Origin of the sequence: Parasphingomonas halimpatiens, assembly GCF_036663795.1 — a bacterium.
Classification (GTDB): Bacteria; Pseudomonadota; Alphaproteobacteria; order Sphingomonadales; family Sphingomonadaceae; genus Sphingomonas.
Genome location: NZ_JAXOJP010000014.1, coordinates 43,680 through 63,501, shown reverse-complemented (window position 1 = coordinate 63,501; position 19,822 = coordinate 43,680). Strand labels below are relative to the sequence as shown.

16 protein-coding genes and 1 other RNA gene are annotated in these 19,822 nt (G+C 68.7%); 6 read left to right on the top strand and 11 right to left on the bottom strand.

The window, feature by feature from the left end; all coding sequences use genetic code 11:
- Positions 1–7 precede the first annotated feature (7 nt).
- The gene (locus U1839_RS14980; RefSeq protein ID WP_281129619.1) at positions 8–439 is read right to left on the bottom strand and encodes an RrF2 family transcriptional regulator; all 432 of its coding nucleotides are present in this window, start codon (positions 437–439) and stop codon (positions 8–10) included.
- 167 nt (positions 440–606) lie between these two features.
- Here U1839_RS14980 and ssrA point away from each other — a divergent pair.
- Positions 607–950, top strand: a transfer-messenger RNA (tmRNA) gene (gene ssrA / locus U1839_RS14975).
- A gap of 261 nt (positions 951–1,211) precedes the next feature.
- Here ssrA and U1839_RS14970 read toward each other — a convergent pair.
- From U1839_RS14970 to U1839_RS14945, 6 genes are all read right to left on the bottom strand, one after another.
- On the bottom strand, positions 1,212–3,215 hold the full coding sequence (locus U1839_RS14970; protein WP_332804409.1) for an AAA family ATPase: 2,004 nt from the start codon (positions 3,213–3,215) through the stop codon (positions 1,212–1,214).
- Positions 3,216–3,776: 561 nt separating this feature from the next.
- Positions 3,777–4,448: a hypothetical protein gene (locus tag U1839_RS14965; RefSeq protein WP_332804408.1), complete on the bottom strand. Its 672-nt coding sequence runs from the start codon at positions 4,446–4,448 to the stop codon at positions 3,777–3,779.
- Positions 4,445–7,843, bottom strand: coding sequence for a chromosome segregation SMC family protein (locus U1839_RS14960; protein WP_332804407.1), 3,399 nt, complete (start codon positions 7,841–7,843; stop codon positions 4,445–4,447). Before U1839_RS14960 ends, U1839_RS14965 begins: the two co-directional genes overlap by 4 nt.
- Positions 7,844–7,873: 30 nt before the next feature.
- Positions 7,874–8,623, bottom strand: coding sequence for a DsbA family protein (locus U1839_RS14955; protein ID WP_332804406.1), 750 nt, complete (start codon positions 8,621–8,623; stop codon positions 7,874–7,876).
- Positions 8,624–8,652: 29 nt separating this feature from the next.
- Positions 8,653–9,402: a thioredoxin domain-containing protein gene (locus U1839_RS14950; protein ID WP_332804405.1), complete on the bottom strand. Its 750-nt coding sequence runs from the start codon at positions 9,400–9,402 to the stop codon at positions 8,653–8,655.
- Positions 9,402–9,941 (bottom strand): DUF721 domain-containing protein, encoded by a 540-nt coding sequence (locus U1839_RS14945; RefSeq protein WP_332804468.1) that lies wholly within the window; start codon positions 9,939–9,941, stop codon positions 9,402–9,404. The genes U1839_RS14950 and U1839_RS14945 overlap by 1 nt, the downstream gene beginning before the upstream one ends.
- Positions 9,942–9,955: 14 nt before the next feature.
- Here U1839_RS14945 and U1839_RS14940 point away from each other — a divergent pair, with 14 nt between their 5' ends.
- From U1839_RS14940 to nudC, 3 genes are read left to right on the top strand one after another with little or no spacing between them, the layout of a single operon-like run.
- Entirely contained in the window at positions 9,956–10,993 is a 1,038-nt protein-coding gene (locus U1839_RS14940; protein WP_332804404.1) for an A/G-specific adenine glycosylase, read from the top strand.
- Entirely contained in the window at positions 10,993–12,384 is a 1,392-nt protein-coding gene (locus tag U1839_RS14935; RefSeq protein WP_332804467.1) for a serine hydrolase domain-containing protein, read from the top strand. The genes U1839_RS14940 and U1839_RS14935 overlap by 1 nt, the downstream gene beginning before the upstream one ends.
- Positions 12,385–12,395: 11 nt before the next feature.
- A complete protein-coding gene (nudC, locus tag U1839_RS14930; protein WP_332804466.1) occupies positions 12,396–13,280 on the top strand; it encodes an NAD(+) diphosphatase in 885 nt (294 codons plus the stop codon).
- A 51-nt stretch (positions 13,281–13,331) separates the two neighbouring features.
- On the opposite strand, the gene U1839_RS14925 is transcribed toward nudC, so the two are convergent.
- The 3 genes from U1839_RS14925 to U1839_RS14915 are packed head-to-tail and all read right to left on the bottom strand — an operon-like array spanning position 13,332 to position 15,914.
- Entirely contained in the window at positions 13,332–13,595 is a 264-nt protein-coding gene (locus tag U1839_RS14925; protein ID WP_332804403.1) for a hypothetical protein, read from the bottom strand.
- Positions 13,595–14,980, bottom strand: a complete 1,386-nt coding sequence (locus tag U1839_RS14920; RefSeq protein ID WP_332804402.1) for an RNB domain-containing ribonuclease — start codon at positions 14,978–14,980, stop codon at positions 13,595–13,597. Before U1839_RS14920 ends, U1839_RS14925 begins: the two co-directional genes overlap by 1 nt.
- Before the next feature lie 43 nt (positions 14,981–15,023).
- A complete protein-coding gene (locus U1839_RS14915; protein ID WP_332804401.1) occupies positions 15,024–15,914 on the bottom strand; it encodes a prephenate dehydratase in 891 nt (296 codons plus the stop codon).
- A gap of 158 nt (positions 15,915–16,072) precedes the next feature.
- Here U1839_RS14915 and U1839_RS14910 point away from each other — a divergent pair, with 158 nt between their 5' ends.
- Complete coding sequence (locus tag U1839_RS14910; protein WP_332804400.1) at positions 16,073–16,729, top strand: c-type cytochrome; 657 nt, start codon at positions 16,073–16,075, stop codon at positions 16,727–16,729.
- A gap of 338 nt (positions 16,730–17,067) precedes the next feature.
- Here the strand turns inward: U1839_RS14910 and U1839_RS14905 are convergent, their stop codons facing one another.
- Positions 17,068–18,300: a methyl-accepting chemotaxis protein gene (locus tag U1839_RS14905; RefSeq protein WP_332804399.1), complete on the bottom strand. Its 1,233-nt coding sequence runs from the start codon at positions 18,298–18,300 to the stop codon at positions 17,068–17,070.
- 273 nt (positions 18,301–18,573) lie between these two features.
- On the opposite strand from U1839_RS14905, the gene U1839_RS14900 reads away from it, so the two are divergent.
- Complete coding sequence (locus U1839_RS14900) at positions 18,574–19,473, top strand: IS1595 family transposase (RefSeq protein ID WP_332804398.1); 900 nt, start codon at positions 18,574–18,576, stop codon at positions 19,471–19,473.
- The last annotated feature ends 349 nt before the right edge of the window (positions 19,474–19,822 follow it).

The window sequence follows — 19,822 nt, the reverse complement described above, 5'->3', positions numbered from 1 at the left end:
CCGGCCCTCAAGCCGCCGCGAGATCCTCCGCCGCGGCATCGGCAAGGCTGGTCCCGTCGAGGATCCGCGCCGTTTCATCCCGCACCCGCATCATGGCGTGGCGGATCGCGCAGGTCGCCTCGGACTTGCAATCGTTGCAGCGGCGATAGGCGGTACGGCTGACGCACGGCACCAGTGCCAGCGGCCCTTCGATCACGCGGATGATCTCGCCGAGCGAGATGAGGTGCGTCGGGCGCGACAGGCAATAGCCGCCCATCTTGCCGCGATGGCTGTGCAGGAAGCCGGCCTCGCGCAGATCGGCGAGGATCAGCTCGAGAAACTTGCGCGGCACATTGGCCTCGGTCGCGATGCGGTTCATCGGGATCGGCGGACCACCGGCGGGTGCTTCGGCGAGGAAAAGCATCGCGCGCAGCGCGTAGCGGGAACGCTGTGTCAACATAACATCACCTTTATGGACCGATATTGTGGCGAGCGAAAGGCGGACTTTTCATTTGCCGTCCAGACGGATCGCCCGAGACGATGGCCGCCGTACGCAGCAGCGCCGCGCGAGAGCATGATGAAAGCGCGGGTTCACGCGCGACAGGCAGCGATATGCTTTTCGCGATGGGTCTGGACCCTGCGCCGACTCTCCCTATATGAGGAGGTGCCGGGTTCGCCCGGCTATAGCGATAAACTGAGGCGATGTACTAGGCGCAGCGGACCCGGGGGCAGTACCCGGCGGCTCCACCAAAACCCTTCGCGCAAGCGAAGGGCTCTGACGGGGCCGAACCAGGATCGACGTGTGTTGAAAGGCGCAGCTTTCGCTCGGAATGGGACCACCGTGACGGCCCATATACAAGTGCCAACGATAACGAGGCGCTCGCAATTGCCGCGTAACTGATGGTTTAACGACCTAAGTTATATGGACGAAAGCGCGGTTGGGACCGCACCGGGCAACAGAAGCGGAAACCGGCGGTACGGGGAGCACCGAGCAACAGAAGCTCCCCACTTTCTTTCCAAATGGCACGGTGCGACTGCGCCACCTTTGCGTCCAGAAGGAAGAAGAGGATGTTCGCGCGGAGGCGCGGAGAGTTGCGCTGCCGGCTATCACTGCGCGCGAAGCGCACGACCTTCCCCTGCCGCTCGGCTGATATTTTTGATTCATTATGACGACAGCACGAAGCGCAACCCCTTCGCGCCTTCGCGCGAACCGATAAAATTGGCTCCCGCGCCTAAAAGCCCATCACCGCCATGCCGCCGGGCTTGACCGCCAGTTCCGCTTCGAGCGCCTCGATCAGGCGCGACGTGTCGCGCGCGCCGGTCACGCGCAGCTGGCGCGCGACGACCGCGAAGTCGCCGGGAGTCAGCCCGGCGAGCCGGTCGAGCCCCGGCGGCGCGGGCTGGCCGAAGAAGCCCGCGAACGCCCGTCGCGCCGCCGCCGGCCCGAGCGGACGCAGGACCAGCTTGAAGGTGAAGCGCCGCAGCGCCGCCGGATCGAGCCGGGCGAGATCGTTGGTCGCGGCGAACACCGGCAGCGGGTGGCGATCGAGCCAGGTGAGCAACTCGTTGACCTGGCTAACCTCCCAGCTGTGCGACGCGGTGGCGCGGTCGTAGAGCAGCGAATCCGCCTCGTCGAACATCAGCACCGCGCCCTCGGCGATCGCCTCGCGAAAGGCACGCGCGATGTTCGCCTCGGTCTCGCCGACCCATTTCGACATCAGATCCGACGCACGACGCGTGACCAGCGCGCGACCGAGCCGCTCGGCGACCTCGCCGGCAAGTTCGGTCTTGCCGGTGCCGGGCGGCCCGGCGAGCAGCACCGACCAGCCGGACTCGTTGCCGGGACGGGTCAGCCGGTCGACGAGATCGCCGACCGGCGGATCGCTCTCGAACAGGTCGAGGTCGAGCGGGGCCGCCGCGCGAACCGCACCGACCGCGCGGCCGCTGACGCCGACGACCAAAGCGCGGGCGATGCGCTGGTCGTCGTCGGCGCCCCCGCCGGCGATCGCTGCGGCACGCATCGCGACGCGCGCGACGCTGGTCGTCTCGGGCATGTGGCGGGCGAGCGCGGACAGCGCCGCGCCGGGGGCCGTGCCCTCGCTCGCCGCGATCCGCGCCAGCACGCGATCACGGTCCGCGCCGCGCGGATGATCGAGCCGCAGCACGAAGCTCATCCGCCGCAGATAGGCGGCATCGACATTGTCGACCGCGTTGCTGGTCCAGATCACCGGCACCGCATTGGCCTCGAGCATGCGGTTGACGAAGATCTTCGAGCCGGCGCGGTTGGCGAAGCGCCGCGCCGGGCCGGTCGGCGCGGCATCGCCGATCAGATCCTCCATCTCGTCGAACAGCAGCAGCGCGCGGCGGTCGCGCTGCAACGCGCGTTGCGCGCGCAGCAGCGCGGCGACGCGTTCGTCGCGGCGCGGCTCCTGCCCGCTGCCGTCGCTTTCGCCGACCGCGAACAGCTCCGCCCCGGCCGCCGCGGCGAGCGCACGCGCCAGCTCGGTCTTGCCGACGCCGGGCGGGCCGTGGAGCAGGATGTTGATCCCGGCGGCGCGCTGATCGAGCGCGCCACCGAGCAGCCGCGCGAGGAAGGCGACGTCACCGTCGAACGCGGGAAAATCGTCGAGCGCGAGCGCCGCGCCCTGGCGCTTGCCGGCGAGCGCCTCGATCAGCCGCTCGGGATCATGCCCGCCGCGCGCCAGCACATCCTCGAACCACCAGCTGACGTCGAGCGACACGCCGCCGCCATGCGTCATGGTGACGACGAGCAGGCCGAGTTCGACCGCCAGGCTGTTGCGCACCAGATTACCGGCGAGCAGCGGATCGGCGCCGGCGAGCATGCCGGCGATGCGCGCGACATCCTCATGCGCCGATTCGAGCGCCCAGCGCAGCTTGGCGATGCGCGGGTGGAAGACGAGCGCGAGCCCGGCCTCCAGCACGCCACGTTGCGGCGCGTCGAAACCGAGCACGCGCGCGACATTGTCCGCCGCCAGCGCGAGCTCGGGCGGCAGCGGATCGTCCGCCATCGCACCCACCAGCGCGCCGAGCCGCGTCCAGCTGAGCTTGCGCTCGGCCGGCTGATCCTTCTTCACGCGCGGCCGCGGAGCCGGCCAGAACTCGGCGCGGTGCTCCTCGGCCCATGCGAGCAGCGCCTGGCCGGCGCGCCCATTTTTCGTCAGTGTCGCGCGCAGCATCGTTGCCAGCCGCCGCGACGTTACCGTCGTCGTGCCCATGTCATACCCATTCGTGCCGCGCGGACGCAGCCCCGGGTCAGAACCTGCGCATGGCGAGGTCGAGATGGAGACGAAAAGGGTCGCTGGAAGGGAGGGCGCGCAGCCAGATACCGGGAGTATCTGGCAAGCGTCCGACCGCGCCAGCGGCCCTTTTCGTCCCACCGCTTCGCGGCAGGCTTGTCCGGGCACTGTGGCGCGTCGGACCGCTCAACCGGGCTATTCAGCCCGCTTTTCGCAATCCTCCTCCCACAGCATCCCGGGCAAGCCTGTCTCGATCCTCGTCATGCGCAGGTTCTGACCCGACGGCGTCAGGCGACGTTGTCGTTATCGGGAATATGCACGCCGGGTCGTCGAACCCGGCCGGGAGCGACTAGCGCTTCGGCGAGGTTCGAACGGCGGCGGGCATGATCCCGCTTAGGTTGGCCGTGTCGAACATTGATTGCCTTCCTGCTCCAGGAGACGGAGCGGGGGCGCGGTTACGCCGATGGAATGATTTCGTCAACTCCCGGCGGATGGCGCGTACCGTCGATGGCCGGGTCGCCGAGGTGCGCTGACGCAGGCTCAGTCGGACAGTTTTCGCAGCAACAGCCCGCCATCGAGATGCGGATGAGCCTTGGCATAAGCGACAAGCGCACGTTCCAGCGAAGGGCGATCGGCGAAGGAACAATGCTGGTTTTGCAGCGGTCCCGCCGGGGCATTTGCCTCCGCCATGGGCGCAGCGGGTGGTATCGGCGCGGCCCTGCCCGCGCGATGCCTTGTTGTGGCGGGTCGAGTGTCGACGATCACGGGCTGATCCCCGCCGCTGACCGTGCCGCCGGCGGCTTTCACGATCTCGACGCTGCTGTCGCAATCGATCGGGAAGGCGATGTCGAGCAACAGGCCGTGGCGCTCGACCAGGCCGTAGGTGGCGGCGGCGCCGGGCTCGTCGCCGGCGGGACTCTGGATGATCCAGAGATGGCGGCCCGGAAGGTCGAGGCGTTTCGTGACCAAATAACCGATGCCGTCGTCGCGCGTCACCTTGCGCGGTGTCGTGCGCGTCCGGCCATCGGGCAGCCATTCGACGTGCCGCACGATCGGCGCTGCGTTCTGGCCGAGTACATCGACCCGGTACCAGCCCGGCGCCACCGGCCCCGCATCGTTCGGATCGCCCTTGTAGAAGGGCGGCCCCTCCCACCAGCAGCCGGACAGCAGCAGCGCCAGCGCGATCGTCGCGAGGCGCCGCGCGCCGGTCATGCCGCCAACAGGCTCTCGGCCCCGCCGAGATCGACCGAGACCAGCCGGCTCACGCCCTGTTCGACCATCGTCACGCCGAACAGCCGGTGCATGCGGCTCATCGTCACGGCATTGTGCGTGACGATCAGGTAGCGCGTTTTGGTCTCCTGCGTCATCGCGTCGAGCAGGTCGCAGAAGCGCTCGATATTGGCATCGTCGAGCGGTGCATCGACCTCATCGAGCACGCAGATCGGCGCCGGGTTGGTAAGGAACAGCCCGAAGATCAGCGCCACCGCGGTCAGCGCCTGCTCGCCGCCCGACAACAGGGTGAGCGACTGGAGCTTCTTGCCCGGCGGCTGCGCCATGATCTCGAGCCCGGCCTCGAGCGGATCGTCCGAATCGACCATCGCGAGATGCGCCTGGCCGCCGTTGAACAGCGTCGTGAACAGGCGGCGGAAATGGCCGTCGACCGCCTCAAACGCGGCGAGCAGACGCTGGCGCCCCTCGCGATTGAGCGTGCCGATCGAGCCGCGCAACCGGTTGACCGCAAGGCCCAGTTCCTCGCGCTCGGCGAGGTTGCCGACGCTCGCCGCTTCGAGTTCGGCGAGTTCAGTTTCGGCGACGAGATTGACCGGACCGATACGCTCGCGATCGACCATCAACTTGTCGTGCGCGGCGGATTCTTCGGCCGGGCTGCGCACGGTGGCGGATTCGAAACCGACACGCTCGGGCAAGACCGGCGGCGGGCATTCGAACCGCTCGCCCGACACGCGGCCCATCTCGATGCGGCGCTGCTCCTGATTTTCGGCGCGCGCGGCGGCCCCGGCGCGCGCCTCGCGGGCTTCCGCCAATGCCTCGGCGGCGACCTGTGCCTGCGCCTCGGTGCGGCGCAGCGCGACGTCGGCGGCGCGTTCGGCTTCGGCCAGCGTCTCGGCCTCGACGCGCGCGGCGCCGTGCGACGTCTCCAGCGTGGCAATCTCGGCGCGCAGCGCGGCGGGCTTGTCGGCCAATGTCTCGGCCTCGTTCGCCAGGTCGGCGGCGCGCTTGTCGATATCGCCGATGCGCCGCGCCGCCTCGCCGGCGCGCGCGCGCCAGCCGCGTACCTCGGCGGCATTGGCGGCGAGCCGCTCGCGATCCTGCGCCATGCCGCGATCGATCGCGGAGCGTTCGGCGCGGGCATTGGCGATGGTCGTGCGGCGCGTCTCGGCCTCGCCCGACAGCCGGGCGACGGCGTCGCGGGTTTCGCTGCCGTCGGGCAAGGCAGCGCGCTCGCGCTCGGCGCGGGTCACCTCGCCCGCCGCCTCGTCCTGCTCGCTCGCCGCGCGCTGGCGCCGGCCTTCGAGATCGCCGCGCTGCGCCTCGATCCGTTCGATCGCCGAAGCAGCGCGGTCCTCGGCGCGCGCCGCGTCGCGCGCGCTGGTCTCGGCGGATTCGAGCAGGCGACGCGCGTCGGCGGCGGCGCGGCGCGCTTCGGCGATCGCGCCATCGATGCGCGCCAGTTCGTTCTCGGCCAACTCGACCGCGCCGACCGCCGCGGGCCGCGCGGCTTCGATCGTGCGCAACCGGTTGATCCGCTCGAGCCGCTCGGCGGCAGCGGCGCCGCCCGATTTGGCGACATAACCGTCCCAGCGGCGCAGCACGCCGGCCATCGTCACCAGCCGCTGCCCGACCGCGAGCGGCTGATCGCCATCGGCCTCGGCGACAAAAATCTGCGCCAGGCGCCGCGCCAGCGCCGGGGGCGCGGCGACGTGACCGCCTAGCGCGACCGTGCCGGCGGGCGCGGCGGGATCGCCCGGCAGCGGTGCGGCGCCGCCCCAGAAACGCTCGCCGCTGCGATCGAGTCCGGCTTCGAGATCGTCGCCCAGCGCGGCGGCGAGCGCGCGCTCGTAACCGGGATCGGGGCGCAGCTGATCGAGCAGGCGATCCTTGCCGTCGCGGCGTGTCGCCTTGGTCAGCGCGGCGGCCTCGCTGTCGAGCGCGGTCAGTTCGGCATGCGCGGCGGCGCGCGCCGCCTGGGCGCGGTCGCGTGAGGCGATCGCCTCACGCTCGCCGGCATCGGCACGCGCCAACGCGGTGCGCGCACCCTCGGCATGGCGCAGCGCCTGGGCGCGCGCTTCCTCGGCGCGACGACGTTCGGCGACGAGCGGTGCGGGGTCGCCCAGCGCTGCGGCTTCGGCGGTGACGCGGGCCAGATCGCGCGCCGCCCGCTCATGCCGCGCCCGCGCCGCGCCGAGCGCGGCATCGGCGACACGGACATCGGCCGCCTCGCCAGCCTGGCGGCTCAGCGCCTGGGCAAGCGCGACCTCGGCATCGCGCCCGAGCCGCTCCGCCTCGGCCAGCGCGGCGTCGCGTTGCGGCAATTGCGCCGCCGCTTCCGCGACGCGCCGTTCGAGCATCGTCGCTTCATCGGCGAGCCGCGTGGTCGCCTCGGCGGCGTCGCTGGCGAGCGAACCTTCGCGCACGCGGTCGTCGGCGAGGCGCGTGCGATTATCGGCAAGCTCGGTGATGCGTCGTTCGATCGCGGCATGTTCGGCGCGCAAGCCGGCGAGGCGGTGGCCGGCCTCGCTCGCCCGGTCGCGCGCGGCCTGTGCCGCGGCGCGTGCTTCGGCGAGCGTCTCGGTCGCCTGCGTCTGATAAGCGGCGGCGGCGCGCTGCGCCTCGGCGGCAGCGGCGACGCGCGCTTCGCATCCAGCCGCCTCGACCTTGGCCGCATCGGCGGCGGCGGCGGCATCGCGCCAGCGCGCAAAGATCATGCGCGCCTCGGCGACGCGGATCTGGTCGGAGAGCAAGCGATAACGCTCGGCCTGGCGCGCCTGGCGGCGCAGCGCGGCGGCGCGCGCATCCTGATCGGCAATCAGCTCGTCGAGCCGCTGGAGATTGGCCTCGGTCGCACGCAGCTTCTGCTCGGCGTCCTTGCGGCGCACGTGGAGACCGGCGATGCCGGCGGCCTCTTCGAGCATCGCGCGACGCTCGATCGGCTTGGCGGCGATCACCGCGCCGATGCGGCCCTGGCTGACCAGGGCGGGCGAATGCGCGCCGGTCGCGGCATCGGCGAACAGCAGGCCGACATCCTTGGCGCGAACGTCACGCCCGTCGATGCGATAGGCGGAGCCCGCGCCACGCTCGATCCGCCGCACGACCTCGCTTTCCTGGCCGGCAATCTCGGCGAGGATCGAGACCTCGGCGAAATCGCGCGACGGGCGCGTCGACGTGCCGGCGAAGATCACATCGTCCATGCCGGCGCCGCGCAGCGACTTGGCGCTGTTTTCACCCATCGTCCAGCGCAGCGCCTCGAGCAGGTTGGACTTGCCGCAGCCATTCGGACCGACGATCCCCGTCAGACCCGGCTCGATCCTGAGATCGGCCGGATCGACGAAGCTCTTGAACCCCGAAAGCCTGAGGCGCTTGATCTGCAACCGCGCTGTCTCCCCCCGAGCGGCCGCGCCTTACAGCGCGCCCGCTGCCTTGAGCGCAGGCTGAAGCGCGTCCCAATTGGAGGCGTCAGTAACGACGTTACCGTTGACGATGAAAGTCGGCGTGCCTCCGACCTTGTACTTATCTTCCGCCGCTTCCTTGCGCGTGGCGATCAGCTCATACCCCTTGGGATCGGACAGGCAGGCGCGCGCCTTTGCTTCGGGTACGCCGCGCTGCTTGACGAAGTCGACATAGCCCATCGTTTCCGCGAAGGTCGTACCGATCTGCACGGGGGTCGGGTTGGGAATCGCCTGCGCCGCCTTGCCGGCGGCCTCTTCCTTGGCGAGCAACTGCTCCTGCGCGGCGAACATCTGATCGAGCATCGGGAAAAACGCGCTCGGCGCGACGCAGTGGCCGAGCAGGGTGGGGCCGAGATCGGGCGCGCCGTGGACGGGATAGTCGCGGAATTCGTAGCTGAGCTTGCCGGCGGCGATCGGCCCAGCGCGCAGCGCCGGCACGCCTTCCTGCGCGAACCTGCCGCACACCGGGCACAGCCGCGAACCATATTCGATCAGCTTGACCGCGGCATTGGGATTGCCCTGGACATAACCGCCTTCCGGCGTGGTGGTGACGGTGTCGAGCCAGCTGGTGCCGGCCGGCGGCTTGACCGCAGCGACCGGCGCGGCGGCGGTCGCGTCGTTGCCCGATCCGGTCGAGCCGCCCGATCCGCAGGCTGCGAGCAGCAAAGCCGGCAGCGCGGCGAGAACGAGAGCGAATTTCATGGCACTATTACTCCTGGTGAATGACGTGATCAGGCGCCGGCGGCCTTGAGCAACGGCTCGAGCGCGGCCCAGTCGTTGACTCCGTCGGCAACCTTGCCGTTGACGATGAAGGTCGGCGTACCCCTGACATTATACAGGCGGTTGGCATCGTCGTAGCGCTTGGCAAGCGCCGCGAAGCCGGGCTTGGCGGCAAGGCAGGCGCGGGTCCGCACCGGCGCCATGCCGCGCTTTGCCATGAAGTCGATCAGGCCGAGCTGTTCGGCAAAGAAGGTCGCGAGGCGCGGCGGTGGTGCCTTGTCGATGCCCTGCTGCTGCGCCGCCTTCAATGCCGCTTCCTCATGCGCGAGGATTTTCGGTTGCGATGCCATCATGTCGTCGAGCAGCGGGAAATAGTTCGCGGTGCTGACGCAGTGTCCGATCAGGATTGCCGGGATGTCGAGCGCACCGTGCACCGGATAATCGCGGAATTCATAGCTCACCTTGCCGCTGGCGACATATTTGGCGCGCAGCGTGGTCAGCGATTCGGCGTGGAAGTGCGCGCAATAGGGGCACAGCCGCGAGCCATATTCGATCAGCTTGACCTTGGCGGCGGGGTTGCCCATCCGCACCCCGCCCTCGGGCGTGGCTTCGAAGGTGTTGACCCAGTTGATCGGGCCGCGCGGTGCGGCCGGCGCGGCGCGGTGGACCGGGCGATGCGGCGCCGGCTTGGTCGCGGCGAACAGGGGTGCGGCGAACGGGGGTGCGCCGATCAGCGCCAATGCCAGCAAAATCAGTCGCATCATTCCTCCGTCTGTCCCACGGCCGGGGCGCCACGCGTCGCGGCGACCCCTGCGGCCAAGGCCTCCAGTACCGCTTTCAGCTCGGGGTCCGCAATCGTCCGCAAGCTCGCGCCGAGTTCGACCGGGACGGGCTTGAGCGAGGGCGGCGGCGCGCGCTTTTCCGGTGCGCGCACGTCGCCCTGGCGGAAGCTCAGCTTCGCCACCGCGTCGTAACCGAAAAAGCGATTGACCCGCTCGACGATCTCGGGCGCGATATGCTGCATCATCGGGGCATGCGCGCCGCGCACCACCAAGTTGAGCGTGCCGCCACTGCGCTGGCCGTGCGGGAAACGGATCGATTCGGGTGCCGAGACACCGGCATAGCGCGCGCCGACGATCTCCGCCCAGCGGCTCACCACCGCGCTCTGCACGAAGCCGAAGCGGCGAAACGCGGCGCGGCCGATATCGGGCACGAGCTCGGACACGGCGCGTGCGCTGCCGCCGCGCGGCCGTTCAGTCGGGGGTGCGGGTACGCCGCGCTTGCTCATCCCGCCGTCCATGCCATAGCGACGGCGTGCCCGCCAAGCGCTCATCCACCGTCGCCGCCCGCCTACTCGCCTGGTATGACGCCAATGCGCGCGTCCTGCCGTGGCGCAGCGCGCCGGGCAGCAACGCGCCCGACCCCTATCGCGTGTGGCTGTCGGAGATCATGCTCCAGCAGACCACCGTCGCGACGGTGCGGCCGCGCTTCGAAGCCTTTATCGCGCGCTGGCCGACGGTCGAGTCGCTGGCGGCGGCAAGCGATGCCGAGCTGATGGCGGCCTGGGCGGGGCTCGGTTATTATGCCCGCGCCCGCAACCTGATCACCTGCGCCCGCGCCGTCGTCGCCGAACATGGCGGCCATTTCCCCGACAGCGAGGCCGGGCTGCGCGCGCTGCCCGGGATCGGCGACTATACCGCCGCGGCGATCGCGGCGATCGCCTTCGGCCGGCGCGCGGTGGCGGTCGATGCCAATGTTGCGCGGGTGGTGGCGCGGCTCGATGCGATCGACGCGCCGCTGCCCGGATCGATGCCGATCATCCGCCGCGCCGCCGACGCAATGACCCCCGATACACGCGCCGGCGACTTCGCCCAGGCGATGATGGATCTCGGCTCGGGCATCTGCACCAGCCGCAACCCGCGCTGCCTGTTGTGTCCGCTGATCGCGACGTGCGCGGCGCAGGCCGGGGGCGACCCGGCGCGCTACCCGGTCAAGGTGGCCAAGGCGGCGCGCCCGCACAAATATGGCACGGTCTTCTGGACCGAGGCCGACGGTGCGGTGCTGCTGGTGCGGCGCCCCGACAAGGGGCTGCTCGGCGGGATGCGCGCCTTGCCGACCGGCCCTTGGGCCGATGCGCCGCCCGGCATGGCCGGCGCACCCGACGGCACCGGCTGGCGCCTGATCCATGGCACGGTATCGCACGGTTTCACGCACTTCACGCTCGATCTCGCGCTTGCGGTCGGCACGGCGGTGTCGCATGCCGCAGGAGAATGGTGGCCGGTCGCCGACATCGAGTCGGCGGGGCTGCCGACGGTGTTTGCCAAGGCGGCGAAGGCAATCAGGAGAGCATGATGCGGTTGATGCGACGAGTCGTGACGGGAAGTGCGGTCATTGCCCTGGTGCTCGGTGCCAGCGCCTGGGCGGGGCAGGCCGTCCAGCAACCGGCGCCCGCGTCGACGCCGACGGCGACCCCTTTCCCCGACACGCAGGCGCTGTTCACCGGCTATGTCCGCAACAACAAGATGCCGGGCATCGTCGGTGCCTTTGCGGTCGGCGACCAGCCGACAGTGTTCGTCAGCGCCGGCAAGATCGCCGATGGCGCCGACGCTGCGCCGGCCGGCCCAGATAGCCTGTGGCGGGTCTATTCGATGACCAAGCCGATCACCGCGATGGCGGCAATGATCCTGATCGAGCGCGGCAAGATGAAGCTCGACGAGCCGGTCAGCGACTTCATCCCCGGCTTCGCGCACATGACCGTACTGACCGACCCGGACCATTCGCTGGCAAGCAAGCCAGCGGTGCATCCCGTCACGATTCGCAACCTGCTGACCCACACCGCCGGTCTCGGCTACACCATCATCACCAAGGGGCCGCTGCTCGCCGAATATAAGCGGCTCGGCATCGACCCGGCGCAGGTCAACCAGCAGCTCGAGGGGCCGGCCCGCGCGATCCGCCCCAAGACCTTGCAGGAGTTCGCCGCGCGCGTCGCGACGCTGCCGCTGATCGCCGAGCCGGGCACCAAATGGAGCTATTCGATCGGCCTCGACGTGATGGGCGCGGTGATCGAGAAGGCGAGCGGCATGCCGTTCGACACCTTCCTCCAGCAGAACATCTTCGATCCGCTCAAGATGACATCGAGTTACTGGACCGTGCCGAAATCAGAGGTCGGCCGCTTCGCCACCAACTATATCTACACCCGCGAAGCGATGGCTGCGATCGGCAAGCCGGCCGACCCGGCGACGATCCCGGAGAATGCGCGGATCGCGCTCGATGCCCCGGCAACCTCGATCTGGCTCACGCCGCCGAGTTTCCCTTATGGCGGCGCGGGCCTCGTGACGTCGGCGCGCGACTATGATCGCTTCCTCCATGCGCTGGAAAACTACGGCACGCTCGACGGCGTCCGCGTTCTCAAGCCCGAAACCGCGCGGCTGATGATGTCCAACCTCCTGCCCAACGGGCTGACCTTCGGCGGCGTCAGCGCGACCACCGGCGGGCCGAGTGCCGGGCCGAAGATGGGCTTCGGTGCCGGCGGCTCGGTCTATCTCGAGGACGCGCCGGGCGGCGGCGGCAAGGGCACCTATGGCTGGGGCGGCGCCGCCGGCACGGTCGCCTTTGTCGATCCGACCCGCCATATCCGCGGCACGATCATGGTCAATTTCTTCCCCGGCGAGCGCTGGGGTCTGCGCGCCCAGGCGGTGCCGGCGTTGTTCGCCGATGCCGCACGGATCTCGCGCGCGCAGTGACCATCCCAGCCATGGTCGCGCCGGGCCTGACCGGCGGTACGCTCGATCGCGCGGACCAGCTGCGCCACGACGCCGAGGGGCTCGCCGCCGCGACGGCCGATTGGCGCGCGCGGCTGCTCAAGCTCGATGGCCTGCAACCCGAAGTTAGCGACGACGGCCGGCTCGGCTGGACCACGCTCGCCGATGCGCCCGACGACGCAATGCTGATCCTGCTTGGGCTCGACGAGCAGCGTCGCCCGCATTTCGCCGCCTATATCCCGGGCATCCGCGCCGCCGAGGCGACGCCGATGCGCTCCCCGGCGATGATCCACGCGCTGGCGACCTTGCTCCCGTCCGAGGCGGCGACCTATGCCGCCGCGCGCAGCATCATCGACTGGCATTCACGGCATCAATTCTGCGCCAATTGCGGGACACAGACCCAGGCCTATCGCGCCGGCTGGGCGCGGCGCTGCGGCCATTGTGGCGCGGAACATTTCCCGCGCGTCGACCCTGTGGTGATCATGATCGCCGAACATGACGGTCGCGCGCTGCTCGGGCGCGGCAAGGGCTGGCCGGCGGGGCGCTATTCGGCGCTGGCCGGCTTTCTCGAACCCGGCGAATCGATCGAGGAAGCGGTCGCGCGCGAGATTTTCGAGGAGGCCGGGGTGCGCGTCGGCGCGGTGCGTTATATTGCCAGCCAGCCCTGGCCCTTCCCCTCTTCGCTGATGATGGCGTGTGTCGGCACCGCCGAGGACGATACGCTGACCGTCGATCACAACGAGCTGGAGGATGCGATCTGGGTCGAGCGCGACGTTGTCCGCGCGGTGCTGGCGGGCGAACCCGGCCCGTTCCTGCCGCCGCCGCCCTATGCGATCGCCTATACGCTGCTGCGCGAATGGGCCGGCGCCGAGAGCTGAACGACTCTACCTAATCCCGTGGGGAGTGATTCAGGCAGATGTCACCCCGCGCTATTCCGGATCGTCACCTTCCGCCGCGAGATCCATGAAATTGCGCGCGGCTTCGCGGTCCTGCGAGTCCTTGAAGGCGATATCGAGATCGGGCGCGACGCCGAGCATGTGCATCAGCGCCCATAAGGCGAAGCGCCGGTTGCGATCCTTGGCGAGGCCGAAATCGACCAGCATATGCTCGGTGCCGGCGGCGAGCGCGGCCTCGGGCAGTGAGGCGATGTCGCTGGTGCCGAAATAGCGGCGCAGCTGATCGTCGAGATCCATCAGGATGCCAATGCGAAGCTGATCGCGCGGCGCGACGGGTCGGCCGCGGTCAGCGTGACGTTGAGCCGATCGCCCGGCGCGACGCCCGGCGCCGCGACCCGCGCCACCACCGGCGCGTCGCACAGCTGGATGCGCGCGCCGCGCTCGTCGAGATCGGTGACGACCGCCGCGAAGACCTGCCCGACCGAACCCTTCAGCATCACCGCCTCGGCCAGATCGATCACGCCGCGGCTGATCTGCCCGTCGAGCGCATCGGCCCGCGCCATGACCTCGGGCAGGCGCGCGAACGCCGCGCCGACGACCTCGGGCACCGCCTGACCATTGGCGACCGCCAGCGCGGCGCGCACGACATAACGATCGGCCAGCCGGCGCAGCGGCGCGGTGGCATGGGCATAGGTCGCCGCCATCGCCGCATGCCACGGCACGACGCCCTCACGATAGGGGACGTAGGACGCCCCCTGCCCGGCGCGGCGGATCGCCAGCATCAGCGCTGCCTGTTTCGGGACACGCCCGTCGAGGTTGCGCGAGAATTGCTCGAGCGTCTCGTTGTCGGGCCAGATCATGCCATAGGCGCGCGCCGTGTGACGCAGCCGCTGCACCGCGCGCGCATCGGGCAGCGCCATCACCCGAAATAGCCCGGTATGGTGCGCCTGCAACGCATCGGCGACCGCGAGATTGGTCGCCAGCGACATGGCTGCGTTGCGCTGTTCCGACACGAGCAGCGCGCGGAACTGCAATTCATAATGGCCGTCGCCAGTCGCGACGACCTCTTGTTGCGGTGGATCGACGCGCGCGGCGCCGCGCCGATCCTCGGCGGCCTGGATGCGGTCGGCAAGCTCGACGAAATCGGCCGGCAGGTCGCTGTCGCGCACGCTGTCATAAGCGAGCTTGGCGCGGCTGCGGATGATTGCGCGCTCGGCGCCATCGAGCTTCACGCCGCCGTCGGGCGCAACGCGCACGGTGAAGATCACCGCCGGGCGCGGGCCGCTCGGCAGCAGGCTCGCCCCGCCATCGCTCAGCACCGCCGGATAGAGCCCGGCCTTGCCGTCGGGCAGATATTGCGTCGTGCCGCGCCGCCACGCCTCGACGTCGATCGCATCGCCGTCATCGACGAACCAGGTGACGTCGGCGATGGCATAGCGCAGCAGCAGATCGCTGCCGGCGCGTTCGATCGCAAAGGCCTGGTCGAGATCGGTCGAGGTGGCGGGATCGAGCGTCACGAACGGCACCCCGGTGCGATCGACATGCGCGGTGGGCACGCGCTTTGCTGCCGCCTCGGCGGCGGCGAGCACCGCAGGCGGAAACGACGCGGGCACCTGATATTGGGTGCGGATCGCCACCAGTCCGTCGGACAGCGCGTTGCTCGGATCGATGAGGGCCTTCATCGCCGTCGTGCTACAGCAATCCGCGCCGACGCGAAACGCAGGATCAACCCCGCTTGCGCGCCTGGCGGTAAGTGCCGAGCAGGCGCACCCATTTGGCGTGGAAGCCCAGTTCCTCGAGCGCGCGGTCGAGCCCCGGGTCGCCCGGGCGCCCTTCGACATCGGCGAAGAATTCGGTCGCGGCGAAGCTGCCGCCGCGCTGATAGCTTTCCAGCTTGGTCATGTTGACGCCGTTGGTCGCGAAACCGCCCATCGCCTTGTACAGCGCGGCGGGCACGTTCTTCACCTCGAAGATCAGCGTCGTCATCCACGCGCCGTCGCCGATCGGCGGATGCCCGGCACGCGCCAGCACGACGAAGCGCGTGGTGTTGTGGTCGGCATCGGCGATGCCCTCACCCAAAATGACGAGGCCATAGATTTCGGCGGCTGCGCGCGGCGCGAGCGCGGCGATGCTCGGGTCCTGTCGCTCGGCGACCACAGCGGCGGCGCCGGCGGTATCGGGATAGGCGAGCGGCTGGATGCCGTGCTCGCGCAGCCACAGCCGGCACTGGCCGAGCGCCTGCGGATGGCTCATCGCCTCCTTCACACCCGACAGCGGGCCGAGCCCCATCAGCGCATAATGGATCGGCAGAAAATGCTCGCCGGTGATCATCAGGCCCGACTCGGGCAGCAGGAAATGGATGTCGGCGACGCGGCCGTGGAGCGAATTCTCGATCGGAATCATCGCGCAATCGGCGCGGCCGTCGCGCACCGCCTCGATCGCATCGGCAAAGTCGAAGCACGGCAAAGGCAGGCAATCGGGGAAGGCCTGCAGCGCGGCGATATGCGAATTGGCGCCCGGCGCGCCCTGAAACGCGACGGCGCGTTCCGGTGCGGCCGCGGCCCGTTCGATCATCTGCGCCACGATCGGGCGCGCCGGCGCGGCGAAACTCTCCATGGGCGGCGCGCTTAGGGTCCAAACTCGATCACTGCAATGGCCGTGATCGCCCGGAGCGGGCCGATGGCCGGACCTGCCGCAGCGCACAAGCGCAGCTTGCGATGCAGCGTGAGCGTGCCTAAAGGGACGCGACTTTCCGGCAAGGGCAAATAGGCATCATGGACAATCGGACGAACACGATCGCTGGCTGGGTTTTGGCGGCAATGGGCACGGCGCTGGCGCTGACGATCCTGGGCGGCAAGGTGATTCACTCCGAAAAGCCCGAAAAGCCCGGCTATCCGCTCGAAGGCGGCACCGAAGCGGTCGAGGCCGGCGGCGCCCCCGAGGTGCCGATCGCCACGCTGCTCGCCAAGGCCGATCCCGCCAAGGGCGCCGAAGTGTTCAAGCAGTGCGCTGCCTGCCACAGCGTGACGCAGGGCGGCGCCAACGGCATCGGCCCGAATCTCTACGCCACCGTCGGCGAGGCGATCGCCCAGGGCAAGGCCGGCTATGCCTTTTCCGACGCGCTCAAGGCGCACACCGGCAAATGGGATTTCGACACGCTCAATGCGTGGCTGACCAGCCCGCGCAAGTTCGCCAACGGCACCAAGATGACCTTTGCCGGCCTGGCCAAGGCCGAGGATCGCGCCAATGTGATGGCCTATCTCAACACGATGGGCTCCAATATGCCGATGCCGGCAGCGCCCGCCGAGGCCGCACCGGCTACCGCCGCGCCGGCGACGGGTAACGTTACTGCCCCTGAGGCAGGCAATACCGCGGCGCCGGCAGCGGCAAATGCGACGTCACCCGCCGCTGCCGAACCCGCGAAGAAGTAGAATTCCGACCTGTCGGTGGCGGGCGAATCAAAAGGGCCCGGCGCTCGCCGGGCCCTTTTTTGTTGGTGCCGCGGCCCGCACCAATTCGATCGGCAACCGCTTGGCCGGGCCGTCGTGGTAGAAGCTGTTCACCACGTCCCAGCCTTGCTGAACCGTCTCGACGGAGCGGGAGACGCAGAGGTCGCGGCGCGACAGCGTCCACTTCGCCCGGGAACCGGCGAAAAGGGCGAAGCATGTAAGATGGCTGGGGGCTGATCGCACCGAAAAGCGCGCTTCGAGACGAGGCCCGCTACCACATGGCGACTCGCCAGGCCTTGGACGACTGCTGGTTCAGCCCGTCAGAAGGCGTTCCAATCAGCATGCCCGGCGCCGGCGCCGCCTGCGCTCTGGAGCGCCGCTGCGGGATGCGCCTCGATCGGGGAACGATAAGTGGGCGCCGGCTTCTTCACCGCCTGGCGCTGGACCGGCTGCGGTTGTGCGACCCGCTGAGCCGGCGCGCGCCGCACCTCCGTTTCCGCGACCTTGAACATCGCGGCTTGATCGGAGAGCGAGGTGACCTCGGCGGTCAGGTTGCGGGCGGCAGCGGAGGTTTGCTCGACCATCGCAGCATTTTGCTGGGTCGACTGGTCCATCGCGCCGATCGCGGCACTGATCTGGGTGATCGCCGAGGATTGTGCGCTGGCGTCGTCGGCCATCGTGGCGAGCAGCTTGTGGACCTCATCGACATCGCTCGAGATGTTGGCGAGCGCTCCGTCGACCTTCTGCACCGCCTGGACGGCGGTGACGATATCGGTCTGCGTCAGGGTCAGCTGGTCGCGGGCGCGCTTGGCTTCTTCCTCGGCGCGCATCGCAAGCGCCGATACAAGGTCCGCGACCACGGCAAAGCCGCGTCCGGCGTCGCCGGCACGGCCCGCCTCGACCGCGGCGTTCATCGCCAGCGCGCGGGTCTGGAACGCGATCTTGTCGAGCCCCTCGATCACGCTGTCGATGCCCTTGGCGCTATCGGACACCCGGCCCATCGCCTGCACCGCTTCCTCGGCGGTGGCGCGGCCACCATTGACGGTGGCGATCGCCTGATCGGCACGGGCCACGGTCTGTGTCGATGATTGCGAGGTCGCCTTGAGGCGGCCATCGATCTGCACCAGCGCGGCACTGGTTTCCTCGAGGCTGGCGGCATTGCCCTCGGTGCGGCGCGCGAGATCTTCCGACGCATGGGCGATTTCGCTTGATCCGGTACGGATCCCTTCCGCGCTATCGCTCACGCCGCTGATCAGCGCGCGCAGACTCGATAGCGCCGCGTTGAAACTGGTTTTCAGTTCGGCATATTCGGGCGGAAAGTCAGCGACGACTTCTTTCGTCAGGTCGCCGTCTGCCAACTGGCTCAAATTCGTCGAAAGAATGGCGACGATTCTCGCAGGTACCTCAGCTTGCTCGGCCTGGGTCACCGCAGCATCGCGGAAGGTGAACATCGCCTTGGTGAGGCGGCCCACGCAATCGCGAAAGTCGGTATAGGCGATGGGGCTGTGGAGATCGCCGGCGGCAAGGCCTTCCATGCGAACGACGGTTGCCACATAGGGAATGGCAATCGCTTCGCGGAACAAAGAGCTCAAATAAGCGGCCAAGAGCGTGCCAACAATGCCGATTGCGATGACGTACAGATTGCCCCCGCTCCCGATAGCCCCCGCAACGGCTATGAGTACGACAAGCAATGTCAGCGCCGCATAGCTTACGATGAGCTTTTGCCGTATAGGAGCAACTGCACTAAACCAATTCATCGCGTTACTCCAATAATTTTTGGCGATTATCCCCTTGACCCACGTTCGGCATTGGTCTAGTCAGAATGCATGAGCAAGTCGCCTTCCGCATCGCCCGCCCTTTCGGTCCGTGAGTTCTTCGCGCGCTTCCCGAATGAGGAAGCCTGCCTGACCCACATCATGAACGTGCGCTTTGGCGGCCTGACAATGGATTGTGAGGCATGCGGCGCAGAAGGCACGTTCCACAAGCTGCGCGATCGTCGCGTCTATGCGTGCCCGCATTGCCTGTTCCAGATCGCACCGACCGCGAACACGATCCTGCACGACACCCGCACGCCGCTGGTTAGCTGGTTCTACGCCATGTACCTGTTCGCCACCACGCGCCACGGCGTGAGCGGCAAGGAACTCCAGCGCCAGCTCGGCGTCACCTACAAGACCGGCTACCGGATCGGCATGCAAATCCGCAAGCTGATGGGCGCCGCGGATTTCGACGGCCTGCTCGCCGGCCATATCCAAGCTGACGAGGCCTATGTGGGCGGTCGTCGCTCTGGCGGGAAGCGTGGCCGTGGCGCACCGGGCAAGACCATCGTCATGGGCATGATCGAGGAAGGCGGCAACATTGTCACCCAGATCATCCCGGACGTGAAGAGGCCGACCCTTCGCGCGGTCGTGAATGCCAATGTCGAGAAGGGTTCGGTCGTCTCGACCGACGAGCTGATGAGCTACGGCTTACTCACCGGCGACGGTTACATTCACGGCGCTGTAAAGCACGCTGCGAAGGAATGGACCCACTACGACTACAAGCAGGGCGTGACGCACTCCACGAACAGCGTGGAAGGCTTCTGGCGCCTGTTCAAGGCCTCGGTCCGGTCAACGCATATCCAGATCAGCGGTAAGCACATGCAGCGCTATCTGGACGAGTTCACTTTCCGGGCGAACCACCGGCAGCGCGTGAACGCGATGTTTGATCTGATGGTGGGGGCGCTGTAACAACGCGCCTCACTATCGCGTCAAATCGCGCCGGATCGGCAGGACCAACCCCACGCGCCTCGGCTTGCGAGATAAAATCGTCTAATCGACCCTGCGCTAATGCCGCGCTTAGCGTGAGGCTATCCGCCACCGCCTATGCCGCGCCCCGATCAAGGCGAAGCCGGTTGCTTAGCAGGGGGAGAAGGTCGTTATCCTCGTCCACGCGCAACATCCGCAGGTCGCGGACCGCACGCCCAAACCATGCGTAGCGGCGATCAAGGTCCTGCACGGCCAGCACGCAGCGCACCGCGTCTGAGTCAGCGTCCCCAAAATAGACGCTCCCCTGGACGCGAGCGAACCCGTACTCTGC

What these genes read in the sequence shown, in the direction of transcription:
- U1839_RS14980 (WP_281129619.1), bottom strand. Translation starts at nt 439, where the DNA reads ATGTTGACACAGCGTTCCCGCTACGCGCTGCGCGCGATGCTTTTCCTC.
- U1839_RS14970 (WP_332804409.1), bottom strand. Translation starts at nt 3,215, where the DNA reads ATGGGCACGACGACGGTAACGTCGCGGCGGCTGGCAACGATGCTGCGC.
- U1839_RS14965 (WP_332804408.1), bottom strand. Translation starts at nt 4,448, where the DNA reads ATGACCGGCGCGCGGCGCCTCGCGACGATCGCGCTGGCGCTGCTGCTG.
- U1839_RS14955 (WP_332804406.1), bottom strand. Translation starts at nt 8,623, where the DNA reads ATGAAATTCGCTCTCGTTCTCGCCGCGCTGCCGGCTTTGCTGCTCGCA.
- U1839_RS14950 (WP_332804405.1), bottom strand. Translation starts at nt 9,402, where the DNA reads ATGCGACTGATTTTGCTGGCATTGGCGCTGATCGGCGCACCCCCGTTC.
- U1839_RS14945 (WP_332804468.1), bottom strand. Translation starts at nt 9,941, where the DNA reads ATGGACGGCGGGATGAGCAAGCGCGGCGTACCCGCACCCCCGACTGAA.
- U1839_RS14935 (WP_332804467.1), top strand. Translation starts at nt 10,993, where the DNA reads ATGCGGTTGATGCGACGAGTCGTGACGGGAAGTGCGGTCATTGCCCTG.
- nudC (WP_332804466.1), top strand. Translation starts at nt 12,396, where the DNA reads ATGGTCGCGCCGGGCCTGACCGGCGGTACGCTCGATCGCGCGGACCAG.
- U1839_RS14925 (WP_332804403.1), bottom strand. Translation starts at nt 13,595, where the DNA reads ATGGATCTCGACGATCAGCTGCGCCGCTATTTCGGCACCAGCGACATC.
- U1839_RS14920 (WP_332804402.1), bottom strand. Translation starts at nt 14,980, where the DNA reads ATGAAGGCCCTCATCGATCCGAGCAACGCGCTGTCCGACGGACTGGTG.
- U1839_RS14915 (WP_332804401.1), bottom strand. Translation starts at nt 15,914, where the DNA reads ATGGAGAGTTTCGCCGCGCCGGCGCGCCCGATCGTGGCGCAGATGATC.
- U1839_RS14910 (WP_332804400.1), top strand. Translation starts at nt 16,073, where the DNA reads ATGGACAATCGGACGAACACGATCGCTGGCTGGGTTTTGGCGGCAATG.
- U1839_RS14900 (WP_332804398.1), top strand. Translation starts at nt 18,574, where the DNA reads ATGAGCAAGTCGCCTTCCGCATCGCCCGCCCTTTCGGTCCGTGAGTTC.